General features: G+C 30.7%; 15 protein-coding genes. 10 read left to right on the top strand and 5 right to left on the bottom strand.

Going from position 1 to position 18,364, the window contains the following annotated elements:
• Window positions 1–24 precede the first annotated feature (24 nt).
• The 4 genes from BUB70_RS09195 (at window position 25) to BUB70_RS09180 (ending at window position 3,956) form a co-directional block, all read left to right on the top strand.
• Window positions 25–1,083, top strand: coding sequence for an acyl-CoA reductase (locus BUB70_RS09195; protein WP_073120782.1), 1,059 nt, complete (start codon window positions 25–27; stop codon window positions 1,081–1,083).
• 84 nt (window positions 1,084–1,167) lie between these two features.
• Window positions 1,168–2,226: a 3-phosphoserine/phosphohydroxythreonine transaminase gene (serC, locus tag BUB70_RS09190; RefSeq protein WP_073120780.1), complete on the top strand. Its 1,059-nt coding sequence runs from the start codon at window positions 1,168–1,170 to the stop codon at window positions 2,224–2,226.
• Window positions 2,227–2,257: 31 nt separating this feature from the next.
• Window positions 2,258–3,208 carry a D-2-hydroxyacid dehydrogenase gene (locus BUB70_RS09185; protein WP_073120777.1) on the top strand — a complete coding sequence of 317 codons (951 nt, stop codon included), beginning with the start codon at window positions 2,258–2,260 and terminating at the stop codon, window positions 3,206–3,208.
• 85 nt (window positions 3,209–3,293) lie between these two features.
• On the top strand, window positions 3,294–3,956 hold the full coding sequence (locus tag BUB70_RS09180) for a YggS family pyridoxal phosphate-dependent enzyme (protein WP_073120775.1): 663 nt from the start codon (window positions 3,294–3,296) through the stop codon (window positions 3,954–3,956).
• Between the two features lie 33 nt (window positions 3,957–3,989).
• On the opposite strand, the gene BUB70_RS09175 is transcribed toward BUB70_RS09180, so the two are convergent.
• The 3 genes from BUB70_RS09175 to BUB70_RS09165 form a co-directional block, all read right to left on the bottom strand.
• A complete protein-coding gene (locus BUB70_RS09175) occupies window positions 3,990–5,942 on the bottom strand; it encodes a M1 family metallopeptidase (protein ID WP_073120772.1) in 1,953 nt (650 codons plus the stop codon).
• A 141-nt stretch (window positions 5,943–6,083) separates the two neighbouring features.
• Window positions 6,084–7,319, bottom strand: coding sequence for a multidrug effflux MFS transporter (locus BUB70_RS09170; protein ID WP_073120770.1), 1,236 nt, complete (start codon window positions 7,317–7,319; stop codon window positions 6,084–6,086).
• An 86-nt stretch (window positions 7,320–7,405) separates the two neighbouring features.
• A complete protein-coding gene (locus BUB70_RS09165; RefSeq protein WP_073120767.1) occupies window positions 7,406–8,281 on the bottom strand; it encodes a helix-turn-helix domain-containing protein in 876 nt (291 codons plus the stop codon).
• A 183-nt stretch (window positions 8,282–8,464) separates the two neighbouring features.
• Between BUB70_RS09165 and BUB70_RS09160 the strand changes: the two genes are divergently transcribed.
• The 4 genes from BUB70_RS09160 to BUB70_RS09145 are packed head-to-tail and all read left to right on the top strand — an operon-like array spanning window position 8,465 to window position 12,313.
• Window positions 8,465–9,553 (top strand): exonuclease domain-containing protein, encoded by a 1,089-nt coding sequence (locus tag BUB70_RS09160; RefSeq protein WP_073120765.1) that lies wholly within the window; start codon window positions 8,465–8,467, stop codon window positions 9,551–9,553.
• Window positions 9,546–10,364, top strand: coding sequence for an ion transporter (locus BUB70_RS09155; RefSeq protein WP_073120763.1), 819 nt, complete (start codon window positions 9,546–9,548; stop codon window positions 10,362–10,364). Before BUB70_RS09160 ends, BUB70_RS09155 begins: the two co-directional genes overlap by 8 nt.
• Before the next feature lie 4 nt (window positions 10,365–10,368).
• Window positions 10,369–11,289 (top strand): tRNA (adenosine(37)-N6)-dimethylallyltransferase MiaA, encoded by a 921-nt coding sequence (gene miaA, locus BUB70_RS09150; protein ID WP_073120761.1) that lies wholly within the window; start codon window positions 10,369–10,371, stop codon window positions 11,287–11,289.
• A 49-nt stretch (window positions 11,290–11,338) separates the two neighbouring features.
• Entirely contained in the window at window positions 11,339–12,313 is a 975-nt protein-coding gene (locus tag BUB70_RS09145; protein WP_229742967.1) for an acyltransferase family protein, read from the top strand.
• A 69-nt stretch (window positions 12,314–12,382) separates the two neighbouring features.
• Here the strand turns inward: BUB70_RS09145 and glmS are convergent, their stop codons facing one another.
• A complete protein-coding gene (gene glmS / locus BUB70_RS09140) occupies window positions 12,383–14,227 on the bottom strand; it encodes a glutamine--fructose-6-phosphate transaminase (isomerizing) (RefSeq protein WP_073120757.1) in 1,845 nt (614 codons plus the stop codon).
• 3 nt (window positions 14,228–14,230) lie between these two features.
• Window positions 14,231–16,222: a DUF4954 family protein gene (locus BUB70_RS09135; protein ID WP_073120755.1), complete on the bottom strand. Its 1,992-nt coding sequence runs from the start codon at window positions 16,220–16,222 to the stop codon at window positions 14,231–14,233.
• A gap of 234 nt (window positions 16,223–16,456) precedes the next feature.
• Here BUB70_RS09135 and BUB70_RS09130 point away from each other — a divergent pair, with 234 nt between their 5' ends.
• Together BUB70_RS09130 and BUB70_RS09125 are read left to right on the top strand one after the other, a co-directional pair.
• Window positions 16,457–17,356: a UDP-2,3-diacylglucosamine diphosphatase gene (locus tag BUB70_RS09130; RefSeq protein ID WP_073120753.1), complete on the top strand. Its 900-nt coding sequence runs from the start codon at window positions 16,457–16,459 to the stop codon at window positions 17,354–17,356.
• Window positions 17,356–18,348, top strand: coding sequence for a glycosyltransferase family protein (locus BUB70_RS09125; RefSeq protein WP_073120751.1), 993 nt, complete (start codon window positions 17,356–17,358; stop codon window positions 18,346–18,348). Before BUB70_RS09130 ends, BUB70_RS09125 begins: the two co-directional genes overlap by 1 nt.
• Window positions 18,349–18,364 lie beyond the last annotated feature (16 nt).

Here is an 18,364-nt window from a genome sequence, read left to right as displayed (position 1 = left end):
TCAAAACCCACAAACTAACTTATAATGAGTTTAGATAAGAGAAAACAAGCATTTATTACCTTAGGGCAATTTCTTTCGCAATTTACAACAACTGGGATTCTTAAAAAAGAAGAAGTCCCTTTTAATGACTTATTTTTTGAGGTATTTACTACTCAAATAAAAAGAGCCGAAGAATACAACAGTTGGTTTACTCAAAACAATGTGCTATTTGCTTTTGATAGTTGGGCAAAAACACTGACTAAAGAGAGTATTGAACAGTGGTTACAAGACTATAACATTCAATCAACCAGCGATAAAACCATTGCGGTTATTATGGCTGGAAACATTCCTTTGGTTGGTTTTCATGATTTTTTATGTGTAGCCATCACAGGAAATAAGGTCTTGGCTAAATTGTCATCAAACGATAAATATTTTATTCCTTTAATAGCAAAATATTTAGAATATGTAGAACCTAGCTTTAAAGGAACATTTAATTTTACCGAAGAAAAATTACAAAATTATGATGCTGTAATTGCTACAGGAAGCAACAACACCGCTCGTTATTTTGATTACTACTTTGGTAAACATCCTCACATTATTAGAAAGAGTAGAAATTCTGTGGCCGTTTTAGATGGTAATGAAACACATGAACAACTAGAAAATTTAAGTGATGATATTTTTAGATACTACGGCTTAGGTTGTAGAAATGTTTCTAAAATATTTATTCCAAGAAATTATGATTTTGACAAGCTTTTTAAGGCTGTTTACAAACACAAAGACATTCTTAACTATACCAAATACGCTAACAATTACGATTACAATAAAGCAGTCTATTTAATGAGTTTATTTGACATTAAAGAAAATGGTTTTTTAATGTTAAAAGAAGACAAAAGTTATGCCTCTCCTATCGCCAGTCTATTTTATGAATTCTATGATGATTTTGATAGCCTTAAAACCAAATTAAAAGACGATTCAGACAAAGTTCAATGTATCACTTCTGAGCTAAATATTGAAGATAGTGTAAAATTTGGTCAAACACAGCTTCCAAAATTATGGAATTATGCAGATAACGTTGATACTGTTAATTTTTTAATAACATTATAAAAAAACGTTAAAAATAAATACTCAAACGTAAAGGTAAAGTGACTAGATTTTATAAATTTGTGCTTTCCAAAAATTAAATATATAATGAAAAAACATAATTTTAGCGCAGGTCCTTCAATCCTACCTCAAGAAGTTTTTGAGAAAGCTAGTCAAGCTGTATTAGATTTTGACAACACAGGTTTATCATTAATTGAAATATCTCACCGTAGCAAGGAATTTGTTGCTGTTTATGACAAAGCTGTAGCATTGGTTAAAGAATTGTTATATGTGCCAGAAACTCACGAAGTATTGTTTTTACAAGGTGGAGCTTCTATGCAATTTTTAATGACAGCCATCAATTTAATGAAAAACGAAGGTGGTAAAGCTGCCTATGTAGATACTGGAGCTTGGAGTTCTAAAGCTATTAAAGAAGCTAAGTTGTTTGGAGAGGTTGAAGTTGTGGCTACTTCTAAAGACACTAACTATAACTACATACCTAAAGGATATACTATTCCTTCGGATGCTGATTATGTTCACATTACTACAAACAACACTATTTTTGGAACACAATTTAAAGAGTTCCCTACTACAGAAGTTCCTTTGGTTGCAGATATGTCTTCTGATATTTTCTCTAAACCTGTAGATGTTTCTAAATTCGGAATTATTTATGCTGGTGCACAAAAGAACTTAGGTCCTGCCGGAGCTACTTTGGTTATTATTCAAAAAGACTTATTAGGAAATACTGGTAGAACCATTCCTTCTATGTTAGATTATCAAATCCATATCAAAGGAGAAAGTATGTTTAATACGCCTCCTGTTTTTGCTATTTATGTTTCTATGTTAAATTTAGAATACATGAAAGCTCAAGGTGGATTAAAAGCTGTTGAAAAACACAATGAAGAAAAAGCGGCTATGTTGTACAATGAAATTGATAACAACCCATCATTTGTAAATAGTGTTGCTAAAGAAGATCGTTCATTAATGAATGTAGTATTCTTATTAAAAGACGAATCTAAAGATGCAGAATTCTTAGCTGCTTGTGCAGAAGCTGGAATTAGCAACGTAAAAGGTCACCGTTCTGTAGGAGGATTTAGAGCTTCTATTTACAACGCTATGCCTAAAGAAAGCGTACAAGCTTTAATTGACGTAATGAAGAAATTTTAACGCTTAGACCCTAAGCATAAACAATAATTAAATGAAAGTTTTAGCAAACGACGGTTTAGCACAATCAGGTGTTGATGCCTTAGAAAAAGCAGGATTTGAAGTAATTTTAAACACAGTTGCTCAAGATCAATTAGAAAACTACATCAACGAAAACAACATTGATGTGATCTTAGTAAGATCTGCAACCACAGTAAGACAAGAATTAATTGATGCTTGTCCTTCTTTAAAAATCATCGGTCGTGGTGGTGTTGGAATGGACAACATTGATGTACAATACGCTAAAGATAAAGGATTACACGTAATCAATACACCAGCATCTTCTTCTCACTCAGTTGGAGAATTAGTATTTGCTCACTTATTTGGTTTGGTACGTTTCTTACAAGATGCAAACAGAAACATGCCTTTAGAAGGTGATTCTAAATTTGGAGCTTTAAAGAAATCTTATGCTAAGGGAGTTGAATTAAAAGGACAAACTTTAGGAGTAATTGGTTTCGGTCGTATTGGTCAAGCTACTGCTAAAATTGCTTTGGGATTAGGTATGAAAGTAATTGCTTTTGACCCTTTCTTTGACAAAGTTGATTTAGACTTAGAGTTCTTTGATGGACAAAAAGTTTCTTTTACTGTAAACACAGTATCTAAAGAAGAAGTTTTAAAGAATGCTGATTTTATTACATTACACGTACCAGCTCAAGATGGTTATGTAATTAGTACTCCAGAATTTAAAATGATGAAAAACACTGCAATTATTATCAACGCTGCTCGTGGTGGAGTAATTGATGAAGTTGCTTTGATTGAAGCTTTAGAAAGTGGAGAAATTGCAAAAGCTGGATTAGACGTTTTTGAAAGCGAGCCTAAACCATCTATGAAAGTATTAATGAATCCTAACATTTCATTAACTCCACATATTGGTGCTGCAACTTTAGAAGCACAAGACCGTATTGGTACTGAATTAGCAGATCAAATTATTTCTATTTTGAAGTAATTTAATTCACTATATAAATTCAATCCCCATAGACTTATGTTTGTGGGGATTTTTTATTTTTACATACAACTTAAAACTTATTTGAATGAGTATTTCTCAAAATTTAGTATATATCAAAAAAACACTTCCTAAAGAAGTTACTTTGGTTGCCGTATCCAAAACCAAACCTGTTTCAGATCTTCAAGAAGCCTATGATGCGGGACAAAGAATTTTTGGTGAAAATAAAATTCAGGAAATGGTAGAGAAATACGATGTTTTACCCAAAGATATCTCTTGGCATATGATTGGTCATTTACAAAGTAATAAGGTAAAATACATGGCTCATTTTGTAGATTTAATTCATGGAGTTGATAAATTTTCAACCTTAAAAGAAATCAACAAACAAGCTAAAAAAAACGATAGAATCATCAACTGTTTACTACAATTAAAAATAGCTGAAGAAGACTCTAAATTTGGGTTATCAAAAGAAGAAATATTGAATATCTTAAATTCCGATGATTATAGTAGTTTACAAAACATTAATGTAGTTGGATTGATGGGAATGGCTAGTTTTGTAGAGGATGAAAGTCAAATAAAACAAGAATTCTCATCGCTTAAAACCTTTTATGAGGAACTAAAACCTACTCAACCACAATTCAACACCATTTCTATGGGAATGAGTGGTGATTATGAATTGGCTATCGAACAAGGAAGTAATATGGTTCGTGTAGGAAGTGCCATTTTCGGAAATAGAAACTATAACAAATAAAAAAAGTTCCAGATTTCTCTGGAACTTTTTGTTTTAATCTTTATAAATATCACTAGGCCAAACATCATTTGAACTATTAACATCTGGTAAAATTTTATCTGGATCAATTTCAACAGATTTTAATTTTTTATCTGTTTTTAATAAATAATTCCAACTATCTCCTCTTTGCCAAATTTCTACAGGAATGTCTTTAATTTCAGAAGTATCATCATCATAAGTTACTTTTAACTTTACTGGCATTGGAATATCTCCTCTGTTTTCCAAAACAATTACATAATCTCCTTTATAAGACTGAACGTAAGAAATCGCTAAATCAATATTACCTGTTCCATAAAACCATCCTCTCCAAAACCAATTTAAGTTCTCTCCTGCTCCATTCTCCATTGCGTTAAAAAAGTCTGACGGTTGTGGATGTTTGTAAGACCAATTTTTGATATACTCTTTAAAAGCATAATCAAAACGTTCTGGACCTAAAATATATTCTCTTAACATAATCAATCCCAATCCTGGTTTTCCATAAGCGGTGTTACCCAAATTACGAGTATTTACTATATCAGGATATGTATCTACTCCTTCTCTGTTTTTAGAATTATAAATTCTTAAACTTTTTCTTCCTTTGATTAAATCGTTTGGATATTCTTCATTGTTAAAAGCTTTGGCACTGTAGTAGTTGATAAAAGTGTTGAATCCTTCGTCCATCCAAGGATATAAACGCTCATTAGATCCTACAATCATAGGAAACCAATTGTGTCCAAATTCATGATCTGTAACTCCCCACAAACCTGCTCCTTTACTTCTTGAACTACAAAAACTTAAACCTGGATATTCCATTCCACCAACATTTGAAGCCACGTTTACAGCATTTGGGTATGGATACTCAAACCATTGATTAGAATAGTTTTCTACCGATCCTTTTGTATATTCTGTAGAACGTCCCCAAGCATCATCTCCAGAAACTTCTTTTGGATATACAGATTGTGCCATGGCGGTTTTTCCACTTGGTAAATTGATTCTAGCAGCATCCCAAACAAAAGCTTTAGAAGTAGCAAAAGCAACATCACGAGTGTTTTCCATTTTAAAATGCCAAGTAAGTGTTCCTTTCTTGGTTGGGCGAGTTTTATCAACATCATTTACTTCCTCTGGAGTAATAATATAAACTCTATCATCGCTTTTAGCTGCTTTTGCAAAACGATCTCTTTGGGTTGATGTCAAAACTTCTTTATCGTTTTCCAAAGCTCCTGAACCAACTACAACATAATTATAAGGAACGGTTACTTTGTAATCGTAATTACCATAATCTACATAAAACTCTCCTGCCCCTAAATAAGGTTCAGTATTCCATCCCTTCACATCATCAAAAACGGCAACTCTAGGGTACCATTGTGCTAAAGAATAAACAATTCCATTATCGGTTTCTAATCTTCCCATTCTATCCATTCCTGCTTTAGGAATTACATAAGTAAAATCCATGCTTACCGTAGCAACACCATTCTTAGCTGAAATAGGATCATTAAAAAACACTTGCATTCTAGTATCAGAAATTACGTGCTTTGAAGAAACTTTACTTCTTTTGTTAGCTCTTGCTTCAAGATTAGAAATATCACAACCTCCATCTACATCACCTGAATAACGATTTCCCATAATAGGAGTAGTTAAGGTACCTCTAGAAGTTTCTGTAAAACGATTTTGTTCTACATACATCCATATATAATTCAAATCATACGGACTATTGTTGTGATAGGTTAAGGTAACATGCCCTGTAATTGTATTTTTTTCAGGATCTAAAGTAGCTTCAATATTATAATCTGCTTGATTTTGCCAATATTGATCTCCTGGTTGTCCCAATGCAGATCTGTATGGACTACTCTGACGATACATGATAGGATTAAAATCACTTTGATTATTTGGGATTACATCTTGTGCGGAAACTGTAAACATCTGAAAAGAAAACAGACTTAGTACAGACCATTTAAAAACTTGTCTCATAAGTGTGGGTATATAATTTATTCAATGAGCGATTAAAATTACAGTATTCATATTAAGTTATCAAAATAAAAGCTTGGTTAAAAAACTGTTTTTAAACATATTTCTTAACCAAGCCAGCTGTAAACTTTATAAAAATGTAAGTTAATTACAGGAACTTGCAAATAATACTGACTTATTACTAACTGATTTAAAAACCAAAAAAATAACATTCCCTATTAAAGAACAAACAAACATTCCAATTCCAATAGGAACTAAATCATTGGTGTGAAAAATGGCTACTAGGGTTCCGGCTAAAAACCCTAAAATAAATCTTGTAATTCCGATTGCTGCGTTTGCAGCTCCACTTACTTCTGGTTTGATATCTAACAAAATAGCTGATCCATTTCCAAATATGAAACCTATACTACCAATAAACAAGGCTATTAAAATAAATACATTCCAAAAAGTTACTAAATCTAATAAGGTAATTACAAACAATGAAAACCCTGAAATTAACTGAATGGTAATTCCTAATTGAAATAATTTTTTAGCCTCATATACCCTAAGCAAATAAGTATTTGAAAACGATGCTAGTACGTTTAATATAATGCTTGTTGCAAATATTAAAGGGAAAACACTTACTTCTACATTAAAATATTCTAAATAGATAAAAGAAGCACTGGTAATAAATACATATAACCCTGATACTGGAAAACACAATGCAAATAAAAAGATAACAGCTTTTTTATCTGACAATAGTATTTTGTATTTGGCAACCAATTGTTTGGCTGTTATTTTATTGGTAATACTTGCTTTTTCTCTAGATTCTGGAATCAATAAATAGAAAATAATAAACAAAACCACAGACATGGCAAACAGAAAATAAAACACCAACTTCCACCCTTGTAAATTGATTAAAAAACCTCCTAATACAGGAGCAAACAAAGGAACCAACATCATAATCATAGCCGTAATGGTAATTAACCTAGCTACTTGTTTTCCTTGATACCAATCTCTAATAAATAAATTGGCTGTTACAGTAGCAAAACCACCACCAAAAGCTTGAAAAAACCTAAGCACTAAAACCATTTCTATGGTATCGCAAAAAGGAATAGATAAAGCAGAAAATCCATAAAGTCCAATTCCAGCCAAGGCAATTTTTTTTCTTCCGAACGCATCAGACAATGGACCACCAAAAAAATTACCCACAGCAAATCCTAAAAAATAAAGAGTAATGATTAGTTCTATGGTATTGATTTCTACTCCAAAAAATTGAGCCATTAAAGGCATTCCCGATAAAAAAGAATCTATTGCCAATGATGACAAAGCGGTTAGGAAGGCGATTAACACTGTAATCACTCCCATATTTTTGTTTTTATCTAACCTTAAACTTTTCATAAATAAAACTTCTTTTGTTTATGAGGGCAAAGTTAGGAGGTTTATAAATGTTAGAGCAATACAAAAGTATACTATAATGATACTTTTTATGGTAGTTTTCTATATGCTAATGGAGTAATTTGCTCCTCCTTTTTAAAGAATTTAATAAAATTAGTGGTCTCTTTAAAACCCATAATATGAGCTATATTATCTATAGACATAGAAGTTTGTACTAATAAAGATTTTGCTTTTAAGATTTGATAATTTGTTAATACTTTTTTAGCAGATAATCCTGTTGTTTTCTTCACACATTCGGACAAATACAAAGGAGTAATTCCTAATAATTTGGCATAAGAAGCTATGCTTTTATAACTTTCATCTTCTTGTAAAATCATTTCTTCAAAATTAGACGTAATTTCTTCATATCGTTTTAGTTTCACATTTCCAGAATCTCCTTTTAAAATTCTTGTTATATAGTTTAACAAAATCAACAGGTAAGATTGAATCATTTCTTTACTTTGGGCTTGATTTTCTTCGTTCTCTACATAAATGGCCTCTAAAATATTTTTAATAAAACTTTTTTCGTTCTTACTAATCTTGTAAATAGGTGTGGTATTTAACTTAAAAAAAGGGAAATCTTGCTGAATATTATATTGATGTCTCTCTGGTGTAAAAAACTTGGCATTAAAAAACAATACAAAGCCAACAGGTCTTTCTATACGATTTACAGAAAGCGATTGCATGGGTGATGTAAAAGTGATGGTATTGTCTAAATCTTGAAGTTTGGTATGCCCTATTTGAACTTTATTTTTATTTTCTTCATAAAAGGAAACCTCAAAAAACCGCTTGTAATGAGGAAAAGTTTCAACTCTTTTAACATAATCTATTTCTTCAAACTTAAAAATATAGAAATAAGGCGAGATGCTTTTTTTAGTAAGTTTAAGTTCTTTTAAAACTTCATCAATGGTATTAAATATTTTCACCCGATCTTATTTAATTCTTACAAATGTACTAAAAGAAAAAAGTTATTCTCTAATTAATAAAAATCAATACAACCTCACTTTTTAAATAGTTATGCCTCTGCTAACATCAATCAATTTGGATATGTTATATTTGTGACAAAACATAAAGCTTACAAAGCTTAATATTAACTGTTAATTGATTAAATGTACGCTATTCTAGATATAGAAACTACTGGAGGAAAATTTAATGAAGAAGGAATGACTGAAATAGCCATTCATAAATTTGATGGAAAAAAAGTAGTTGATAAGTTCATTACTTTGGTCAATCCCGAAATTCCTATCCAACCTTTTGTGGTACAACTAACAGGTATTAATAACAAAATGTTACGAAATGCTCCTAAGTTTCACGAAATAGCCAAGCAAATTATAGAAATTACAGAAGACTGTGTTTTGGTTGCTCACAACTCTAGTTTTGATTATAGAATTCTTAGGAATGAGTTCAATCGTTTGGGCTATAATTACACAAAAGACACACTTTGTACAGTTGAATTGAGTAGAAAATTAATTCCAGATCAAGAATCTTATAGTCTTGGTAAACTTTGTAAAAGTCTTGGAATTCCTATGAGTGAAAGACATAGAGCCAATGGAGATGCACTTGCAACTGTAAAGCTTTTTAAAATGTTGTTAAATAAAGATGTAGATAAAACCATTATTAAGACCAACATTAGGGCCGAAGGAAAAACCAAAAGTAAATTAAGCAACCACTTTCAAAAATTATTAGACAAATCCCCAAGAAAAACAGGAGTCTTCTATATCCATAACGAAAACGGTGATATTATTTACATCGGTAAAAACAAAAACATTAGAACGGGGGTCAACCAACTATTGATGCGTAAATCCAATCGTTCTAAATCTTTACAAAAAAAGATTCACGACATTACTTTTGAAGAAACAGGAAGTTTGTTAATTTCTAGTATTAAAAGTAATCAAGCCATAGAAAAAAACAAACCTAGATTTAATACGATTTCTAAAAAAAATATTCCAACCACTGTTTTTAATTCTGGTAATGCATTATTTATTGATAACGGTAGAGGAACAGCCGAGAAATCTATCTTTTTATTAGAAAACGGACAATTAAAAGGATATGGTTATGTGGAATTGGCTTATCAAATTACACATATTGATATTGTACGTAACTTAATTTCTCCTATTGAAGATAATCTTTACAACAGAGATCAGGTTAAAAAATATTTAGATACAGGTAAATTTAAAAAAATCATTCGCTTTGAATAGCAAAGAAAATAGCAATTGGAAAAAGAAATTACACGAAATTATTTACGAAGCAGACACTCCTGCTGGTAAATTGTTTGATGTTATATTACTTCTTTTAATCCTAATTAGTGTTTTGGTCGTAATGCTAGAAAGTGTTGAGCATTTACAAGCTATTTATGGAACATATTTTCAAATCATAGAATGGGTCATTACCATTCTATTTACCATTGAATATATTTTAAGAGTTTCTACTGTAAAATCACCTTTAAAATATATATTTAGTACTTATGGCTTAATTGATTTAGCAGCAACTTTACCCAAGTATTTAGGATTGTTTATAGGAAATACAGAAGCGTTGTTAGTACTAAGATCTTTACGTTTACTAAGAGTTTTTACCATTTTAAAACTTGCCAGATATATAGGAGCTTCTAACGATTTACTAAAAGCTATTAAAGCCAGTAGAGCTAAAATTGGTGTTTTTGTTTTTGCTGTTGTGGTATTATCTATTGTACTTGGAACTATTATGTATTTAATTGAAGGAAATGCAGATAGTGGCTTTACCAGTATTCCTAGAAGTATTTATTGGATTGTGGTAACCATGACTACTGTTGGTTATGGAGATATTGCTCCTGTAACTGCTTTAGGACAGTTTTTTGCAGCCATTGTAATGATTATGGGATATGGAATTATTGCGGTTCCTACAGGAATTGTATCCTCTGAATATACCAACTTTAAAAACCACAAAATAAACACACAAGTTTGTAATAATTGCAATGAAAGTAATCATGGTGATAATGCAAAATATTGTCATCAATGTGGAGAAAGACTATAAATAAATGAATTATTTAATTACCGTTGTAGGCCCTACTGCTATTGGAAAAACAGCGTTGAGTATTAAATTGGCTCAACATTTTAAAGCTGAAATTATTTCTTGTGATTCCAGACAGTTTTTTAAAGAAATGACTATTGGAACTGCTGTTCCAGAACCTGAGGAATTGGCTGCTGCAACACATCATTTTATTCAGAACAAAAGCATACATGAAGCATATAGCGTTGGTCATTTTGAACGTGAAGCATTGCAAAAATTAGAGGAGCTTTTTACCATAAATAATATTGTAATTATGGTTGGCGGTAGTGGCTTGTATTTAGATGCTGTGATTAACGGATTAGACCACTTCCCCACCATTGATGCTTCTGTTAGAGATGAATTAAATACAAGATTAGAAACAGAAGGTTTAGCTAGTTTACAAAATCAATTAAAAGAATTAGATCCAGAAACCTACAATGAAATAGCGATTGAGAATCCACACAGAATTATTCGGGCGTTAGAAGTTTGTATAGGAAGTGGACAAACATATAGTTCTTTTAAAAATAAACCTAAAGCTCCTCGAAACTTTACTCCTATTAAAGTTGGATTGACCGCTGATAGACATGTTATTTATGATAGAATTAACCGTAGGGTAGATATTATGTTAGAAAAAGGTCTTTTAAAAGAAGTTGAATCTCTTTATAACTTAAAACATCTAAACGCCTTACAGACGGTTGGTTATAGAGAATTATTCTTATATTTAGACGGAACTATAGACTTTGACTTCGCTGTTTCTGAAATCAAAAAAAATTCAAGGCGTTTTGCTAAAAGACAACTTACCTGGTTTAAAAAAGATGAAGAAACGCTTTGGTTTGATTATATGGCAAACACAAACAATATAATTAAATCAATTAAAAATGTCATCAAAAACAAGAATAGTTCAATTTGATTACTTTAGAGCTATTTCAATTTTATTAATTGTTTTAGGTCATTGTTACATGAATTGGGATATTAAAGCCCCATATGAGTATACAATTACAAACACAATAACTGGAGGAACTGCTTTATTTGTATTCATCTCTGGTTTTTTCTTTCATCGTATTTTTTACAAATCATTTTCATATAAAAAATTTATTATTAAAAAATTTATCAACATAGGGGTCCCATATGTAATCATAAGTTCTCTAATCTTAATAACTTATTTATACATTAATCAAACAATAAATTTTCCTTTATCAAATTTTGATCGACTTAAAACAGGAAGCTTGTTTTACAATTATATATTATCATTATTTATTGGCTCTATTAAATATACCCCATGTTATTGGTACATTCCTTTTATCTTTATTATCTTTTTATTTTCAAATATTTTTATAAAATTTATAACTATAAATAAAAAACTACAAATTTCCATAACTGTTTTATTATTTATAATAGCTTCAATTATACATAGACCTTTACATAATTTTAACCCAATACATTCTTTTTTATACTTCACTCCCTTCTATTTATTAGGAATTTTATACAGTCAACACAAAAACATCACAGATACTTTTTTTTCTAAAAACATCTACATACTATTCTTTACATGCCTATTTTCTTCCTATGTAATGGGTTATTTTGGACAAATTGGAAATTTACATAAACTTTACCCGTGGATTTTGAGTGGTTTTGATTTAATGATCATTCAGAAAATCAGTTTAATTTTCTTTTTGATTGCTTTTTGCAAAAAAATTGAAAACAAAAATCTAAAATTCCTAAAACATATTGCAGCAGTCAGTTTTCCAATATTTTTTATTCATTCAATATTTATAGAGATATATGGTAGATTATTTTTTTTCTCATTAGAAGTAAATAAATATTACTTGATTGTTCTTCTATTATTTCTTACAACATTCTTAAGCTCTATTTTATCAGCTAACATTATAAAAAAAGTATTGGGAAAAAACTCAAAATATTTCATTGGTTGGTAATATCTTTAGCATCAAATAAAAAAGGCTATCTAAATTTAGATAGCCTTTTTTATTTGATAATTTAGTAATTTATTCAACCGTTACAGATTTCGCTAGGTTTCTTGGTTGATCTACATTACATCCTTTTAAAACAGCTACGTGATAAGAAAACAATTGCAGCGGAAGAACGGCAACAATTGGCTGTAGCATATCTGACACTCTAGGTACTTTAAATACAAAATCAGCAGTGTGAATCATTTCACTATCATCTTCATTTACCACCGCAATAATTGGTCCCTTACGAGCTTTTACCTCTTGTGCATTCGATACTAATTTATCGTAATATTCATTATTAGTTGCTATAATTACCGTTGGCAAAGATTCTTCAATCATGGCAATAGGTCCGTGCTTCATTTCTGCAGCTGGATATCCTTCAGCGTGAATGTATGAGATTTCTTTTAATTTTAAGGCTCCTTCTAAAGCAATAGGAAAATTGATTCCTCTTCCTAAAAACAAGAAACTCGTCGTTTTGATGTAATTTTTAGCAACACTTTTGATATGATCATCAATATTAAAAATATGATTTACCACAGAAGGAAGCGTTTTAATCTCTTCTACTAAACTGTTTGCTCTTTCTTGAGTAATTTCATTTCTTTCCAATCCTAACTGAATTGCCAATAAAGAAACCACAGCTACTTGAGCAGTAAAGGCTTTAGTACTAGCAACCCCTATTTCTGCTCCCGCATAAGTATAAGCAGTAAAATCACACTCTCTAGCCATAGAAGAATTAAACACATTACAAACACAAAAAGTTGTAGCTCCTTGTGCCTTGGAATAACGTAAAGCTGCTAAAGTATCCGCTGTCTCCCCGGACTGAGAAATAGCCATCACAATATCATCTTTGGTAATGATAGGGTTTCTATATCTAAATTCAGAAGCATATTCTACCTCTACAGGAATTCTTGCCAATTCTTCAATAATATATTCTCCTACAATTCCTGCATGCCAAGAAGTACCACAAGAAACAATAATAATTCTACTTGCTTTGACTAATTTTTCTTTTAACTCATCTAAATTCTCAAAATGAATGTTTGAGTTCTCTGTATTTAAGTGACTAAACAAAGTGTTTTTAATGGTAGAAGGTTGCTCAAAAATTTCTTTAAGCATATAATGCTCATAATCTCCTTTACTAACCTTATCTAGATTTAAATCAAGGGTTTTTACTTTGTATTGCTTTTCAACCCCATAAATATCAGTCACTTTCATTTGCTGACCTCTTTCTAACACAACCACATCATTATCATTTAAATACACCAAAGATTGTGTATGCTCGATAATTGGAATAGCATCAGAAGCTACGTAAAATTCATCGTTAGTTCCTGTTAACCCAATAGCAAGTGGACTTCCTTTACGAGTCACCACCATTTTGTTAGGTTCTTTTTTATCAATAATAGCCAAAGCGTATGCACCATTCACATTTTGCAAGGCTTTCCTTACGGCAACATCAATGGTTGATTGATCTTTGTCTTGAATATATTGAATATAATTCACCAACACCTCCGTGTCCGTTTGACCTAAAAAAGTAAAACCATGATCTAAAAGTTCATCCTTTAAGAATTTATAATTTTCTATAATTCCGTTGTGAACCAATACAATTTCTTGGTTGTTTGATTTATGAGGATGTGCATTTTCTACGGTAGGTTCACCGTGTGTAGCCCAACGAGTATGTGCAATCCCAATGGTTTTACCCACTACTTTTTCATCAATGCTTTCTTCAAGATTCACTACTTTCCCTGGTTGTTTGTAAACCAAAATATCATTGTCTAACACCGCAATTCCTGCACTATCGTAACCTCTATATTCTAATTTTTTTAACCCTTCAATTAAAATATTAGAAGCTTGTTTCTTTCCAATATACCCTACGATTCCACACATAATTTATCCTTTAATCTCTTTGATTTGAGCAATTATTTTAGCTCCTAACTTTTCTTTTCTGTCGATATGACTTAATATTTCTAACACGGTTGAGTTACTTTCAAAGGCTCCACGAACGCTCTTAAAATCTGCTAATTTTTCTTTTTCATCACCATCTGCTCCAAAACCTACATAAGAATGTAAATCAAACTCTTTACTAGCATCTTTGTATAACATTTTGTCCAAATCTACTACCGATTTTCTCCAATCGTTTACAATATTTATAAAATCTTCCTGAGTAATTTCTTCAATTTTAATTTTATAAAAACTTTCAATCAATTCAACAGCCCAGTTCCACTCATACTCATAATAATGATTGTTGATTTGATTTAATTCATCAATAACATCCTCAATTGTTTTTACTTCTAATTTTTCCACTTTGTCTACAAAAAGATTTAAAGCAGATATGGGACATAATAAACCACTGACATCAATCCACTTTCCTTTTCCTATACTTGATGTAGGCTTTAATATTTTTCTTAATTCATCTATTGTTTTAATATTTTTATCTTCTACCCTACTTATAATAGAGTTTCCTAAAAATTTATTAATCACAATATTGTACATTTTTATTCCATTGTGTAAACTAGATTTTTTTACAACCATATCTTTATAGTTATATTCCTCTAATTTATCTCCAGAAAGCTCTAAAATAGTATTTAAATATTTTAATCCTTCTGATACTTTATGAATGGTATAGGGACTCAACAAGTTAAAATTGATAATATCCATTCTGTTTTTTTGATGTCTATTATCTCGTTTTGGCCATTTTTGAGCATCTCTAACCGTACCTACACTTTTTAAGTTTGCTCCTGGAATTAAATATGATTTATTTTTGTCTTCTATTAAATACGAAAACGGAAAGTCTGAAGAATCTACATGCTGGTAATGTCTTCCCATGACCAATGTAAAAGGACCTATTTTTGATGGCCATAATACATAAGAATCACTCGTAGTTTTAGCTCCACGCTCCATAATTCCTTGATGAATGGGCCCTAACTTATACATGTGATTGCTTTGGTTAGATCCGCTACCGGCATTCATAAAAGAAAATAATCCCGCAATTAACAAGGTAGATTTATGATGTGTAACTGTGTAAGGTCCTGCAAAAATAGAACAAGCTTCTCCATTAAAACCTTGGCAATTGGCAAAAAATATAGAATGTTCTATAGAGTAATGCTTATCTATTAAACAACCTTGACCAATAAAACAATTGGTTAACACAGAAGAATTATCAACCTTTGAATCACTAGAAATAATAAAATTGGTTGCCATCACCCCTGTTCCTACATAAACTTGAGATTCGCTAGTAGAATTAATGCTTCCGTTAATTAATTTTGAGGCTGAATTGATATAAGCTCCATCACCAATACAAACTCCTTTAATGGTGTTGGCATTTAAAATTTTAACATCATTTCCTATATATCCAACAGTAGAAGTAATAGATTTTGTGTATTCCTCTATCATGCGTTTTAATTCATCAACCAACACAGTTTTGTGTCTGTATAACGCCAATAAATAAGCTATCTGTGCAGAAAGTTGATTAAAAATAAGAATATCTCTTCCTCCTCCTTCATTAATAACATCTACAGTAACACCATTTCCAAAGCTACAAGCCCCATCAACAGCAATAATATCAACATTGTCTATCAATACATTATCCCCAATATGATAATTGGCTATATAACTTTTAACGTTGTTGATAAAAGCATTGTCTCCAATTCTACAATTGTGTAAATGAACATTTTTAATACTGTTTTGCTTTACAATACCTCCATAAAATGTTCTACTTCCTTCAATACTACCAAGGTAGTTCTCTCCAGAAAAAGTAACTGATGTAATTTTTGAAAGATCAGTTGTTGGTTTTATATAAAGTTTATCCCACTCATCAGACTGACATCTTTGTTGAATAAGTTGGTCAATTTCTTCTTTAGTGATACTTCTATAATTATTCAAAAGCTTGAGTTTTCTAAGTTCATCAAATATAAAAAATTAACACAGATCATTTTTAAAAAAGACTTGTCAATTCTTTACATAAAATAGGCAAAATTAATAGAATGGCAATCAGTTATTTCTGTAAAAAAAATGCCGTTTTCAAAGTAAAAACACATCAAACCAATTATTTAACTTTTAATTAAGTTAGCTTTAACAATGATGAGATAGGTTTGCCTAATTAATTATTCTCATTTTATGCCTACAATAAAAAAGAAACACAAAAGAAAAGTAGATGTAGTCGTTGTTTCGGATATTCACTTGGGTACTTACGGATCTAGAGCAAAAGAATTATTGAACTATTTAAAAACTATTGAGCCTAAAACTTTAATTCTTAACGGAGATATTATAGATATATGGCAGTTTAAAAAAAGTTATTTTCCTAAACCTCATATGAAAGTGATTAAATACATTACCTCTTTGGTAACCAAAGGGACTGAAGTGTATTATATCACAGGAAATCATGATGAAATGCTTAGAAAATTTGTGGGTTTTCAAATTGGTAATTTTCAATTAGTCAACAAACTTGTTTTAGAGTTGGATGGCAAAAAAGCGTGGTTTTTTCATGGTGATGTTTTTGATGTAACCATGCAACATTCTAAATGGCTAGCAAAACTAGGTGGTGTGGGTTATGATTTGTTAATTATGATTAACACCTTAGTGAATTGGGTTAGTGAAAAAATACTTGGAAGAGGCAGAATTTCTTTTTCTAAAAAGATTAAAAACAGTGTAAAATCAGCTGTAAAACACATTAATAATTTTGAAGAGACTGCTGCTGATATCGCTTTTTTAAATGAATATGATTATGTGATTTGCGGACATATACACCAACCACAACACAGAACTATTGTAAACGATAAAAATCAATCTGTAGAATATTTAAATTCAGGAGATTGGATAGAAAATTTAACTGCTTTAGAATATCACAATAAAAAGTGGAAAATATATCACTATCAAGAAGATGAAATTGCTAAAAAATTAAATCCAACTGACCACGATCATGAAAATGATTTGGGAAAAGCAGATTTAAAAAACAAAGATTTGTTTCAGCAATTGATGAAAGAAATGAATGTGATTGATAAAAAACTACAACCTTAATGAAAGTTTTATACGCCATACAAGGAACTGGTAACGGACACTTAAGTAGAGCCAGAGATATTGTACCCATTTTACAAAAAAAGGTGGATTTAGATATTTTGGTAAGTGGGGTTCAGGCAGATGTAAAACTTCCTTTTGATATTAAATATCAACTACAAGGAATGAGTTTTATTTTTGGAAAAAAAGGTGGTGTTGATTTATGGAAAACAGTAAAAAACTCAGACTTTAACAAGTTTAGAAAAGAAATGAGCAAAATCAATATCAAACAATATGATTTGGTGATTAATGATTTTGAACCCTTATCTGCTTGGGCTGCTAAATTAAATAATGTTCCTTGTGTTTCTATGAGTCACCAAGCTGCGGTTAAAGCCAAAGAAAGTCCAAAACCTAAGAAAAAAGATTTTATAGGAGAACGAATTTTAAAGCGCTACGCTCCTACTGATACTTATTATGGGTTTCATTTTAAAAAATACAATTCGCATATTTTCACACCTGTGATTCGTAAAGAAATTAGAGATTTAAATCCTGTTCATGGAGATCATTATACCGTTTATTTACCTGCTTATGGTGATAAAAAACTCATAAAATTCTTTCATCAATTCACAGATATCAATTGGCAAGTTTTCTCTAAACATACCCAAAACACTTATAAAAATGGAAATGTAACCATAGAACCTATAGACAACAAATCATTTATCAAAAGTTTTGAAATTTGCACAGGAATGATTTGTGGAGCTGGTTTTGAAACACCTGCAGAAGCTTTATACCTAAAAAAAAAGTTACTCGTTGTTCCCATGAAAAATCAATACGAACAGCAATGTAATGCTTGTGCATTATTAGAATTAGGAATTCCAGTAATTAAAAAATTAAAAGATAAACATATACAAATAGTACATGAATGGATTTCTAAAGAACAACATATTCCTGTTGAATATGCTGATGAAACAGAAGAAATAATAGATTTGATTTTATCTAAATATGCTTATCTTTAAAATCTAAAAACTAGCT

Source organism: Wenyingzhuangia marina, assembly GCF_900130035.1.
Classification (GTDB): Bacteria; Bacteroidota; Bacteroidia; order Flavobacteriales; family Flavobacteriaceae; genus Wenyingzhuangia; species Wenyingzhuangia marina.
Note: the sequence above shows the minus strand (reverse complement) of the source record. Positions and strands in the feature narration are given on the sequence as shown.

Coding starts and splice junctions, on each gene's coding strand:
- BUB70_RS09180 (WP_073120775.1), top strand. CDS start 3,294: ATGAGTATTTCTCAAAATTTAGTATATATCAAAAAAACACTTCCTAAA.
- BUB70_RS09175 (WP_073120772.1), bottom strand. CDS start 5,942: ATGAGACAAGTTTTTAAATGGTCTGTACTAAGTCTGTTTTCTTTTCAG.
- miaA (WP_073120761.1), top strand. CDS start 10,369: ATGAATTATTTAATTACCGTTGTAGGCCCTACTGCTATTGGAAAAACA.
- glmS (WP_073120757.1), bottom strand. CDS start 14,227: ATGTGTGGAATCGTAGGGTATATTGGAAAGAAACAAGCTTCTAATATT.
- BUB70_RS09195 (WP_073120782.1), top strand. CDS start 25: ATGAGTTTAGATAAGAGAAAACAAGCATTTATTACCTTAGGGCAATTT.
- BUB70_RS09145 (WP_229742967.1), top strand. CDS start 11,339: ATGAATTGGGATATTAAAGCCCCATATGAGTATACAATTACAAACACA.
- BUB70_RS09125 (WP_073120751.1), top strand. CDS start 17,356: ATGAAAGTTTTATACGCCATACAAGGAACTGGTAACGGACACTTAAGT.
- BUB70_RS09170 (WP_073120770.1), bottom strand. CDS start 7,319: ATGAAAAGTTTAAGGTTAGATAAAAACAAAAATATGGGAGTGATTACA.
- BUB70_RS09160 (WP_073120765.1), top strand. CDS start 8,465: ATGTACGCTATTCTAGATATAGAAACTACTGGAGGAAAATTTAATGAA.
- BUB70_RS09130 (WP_073120753.1), top strand. CDS start 16,457: ATGCCTACAATAAAAAAGAAACACAAAAGAAAAGTAGATGTAGTCGTT.
- serC (WP_073120780.1), top strand. CDS start 1,168: ATGAAAAAACATAATTTTAGCGCAGGTCCTTCAATCCTACCTCAAGAA.
- BUB70_RS09185 (WP_073120777.1), top strand. CDS start 2,258: ATGAAAGTTTTAGCAAACGACGGTTTAGCACAATCAGGTGTTGATGCC.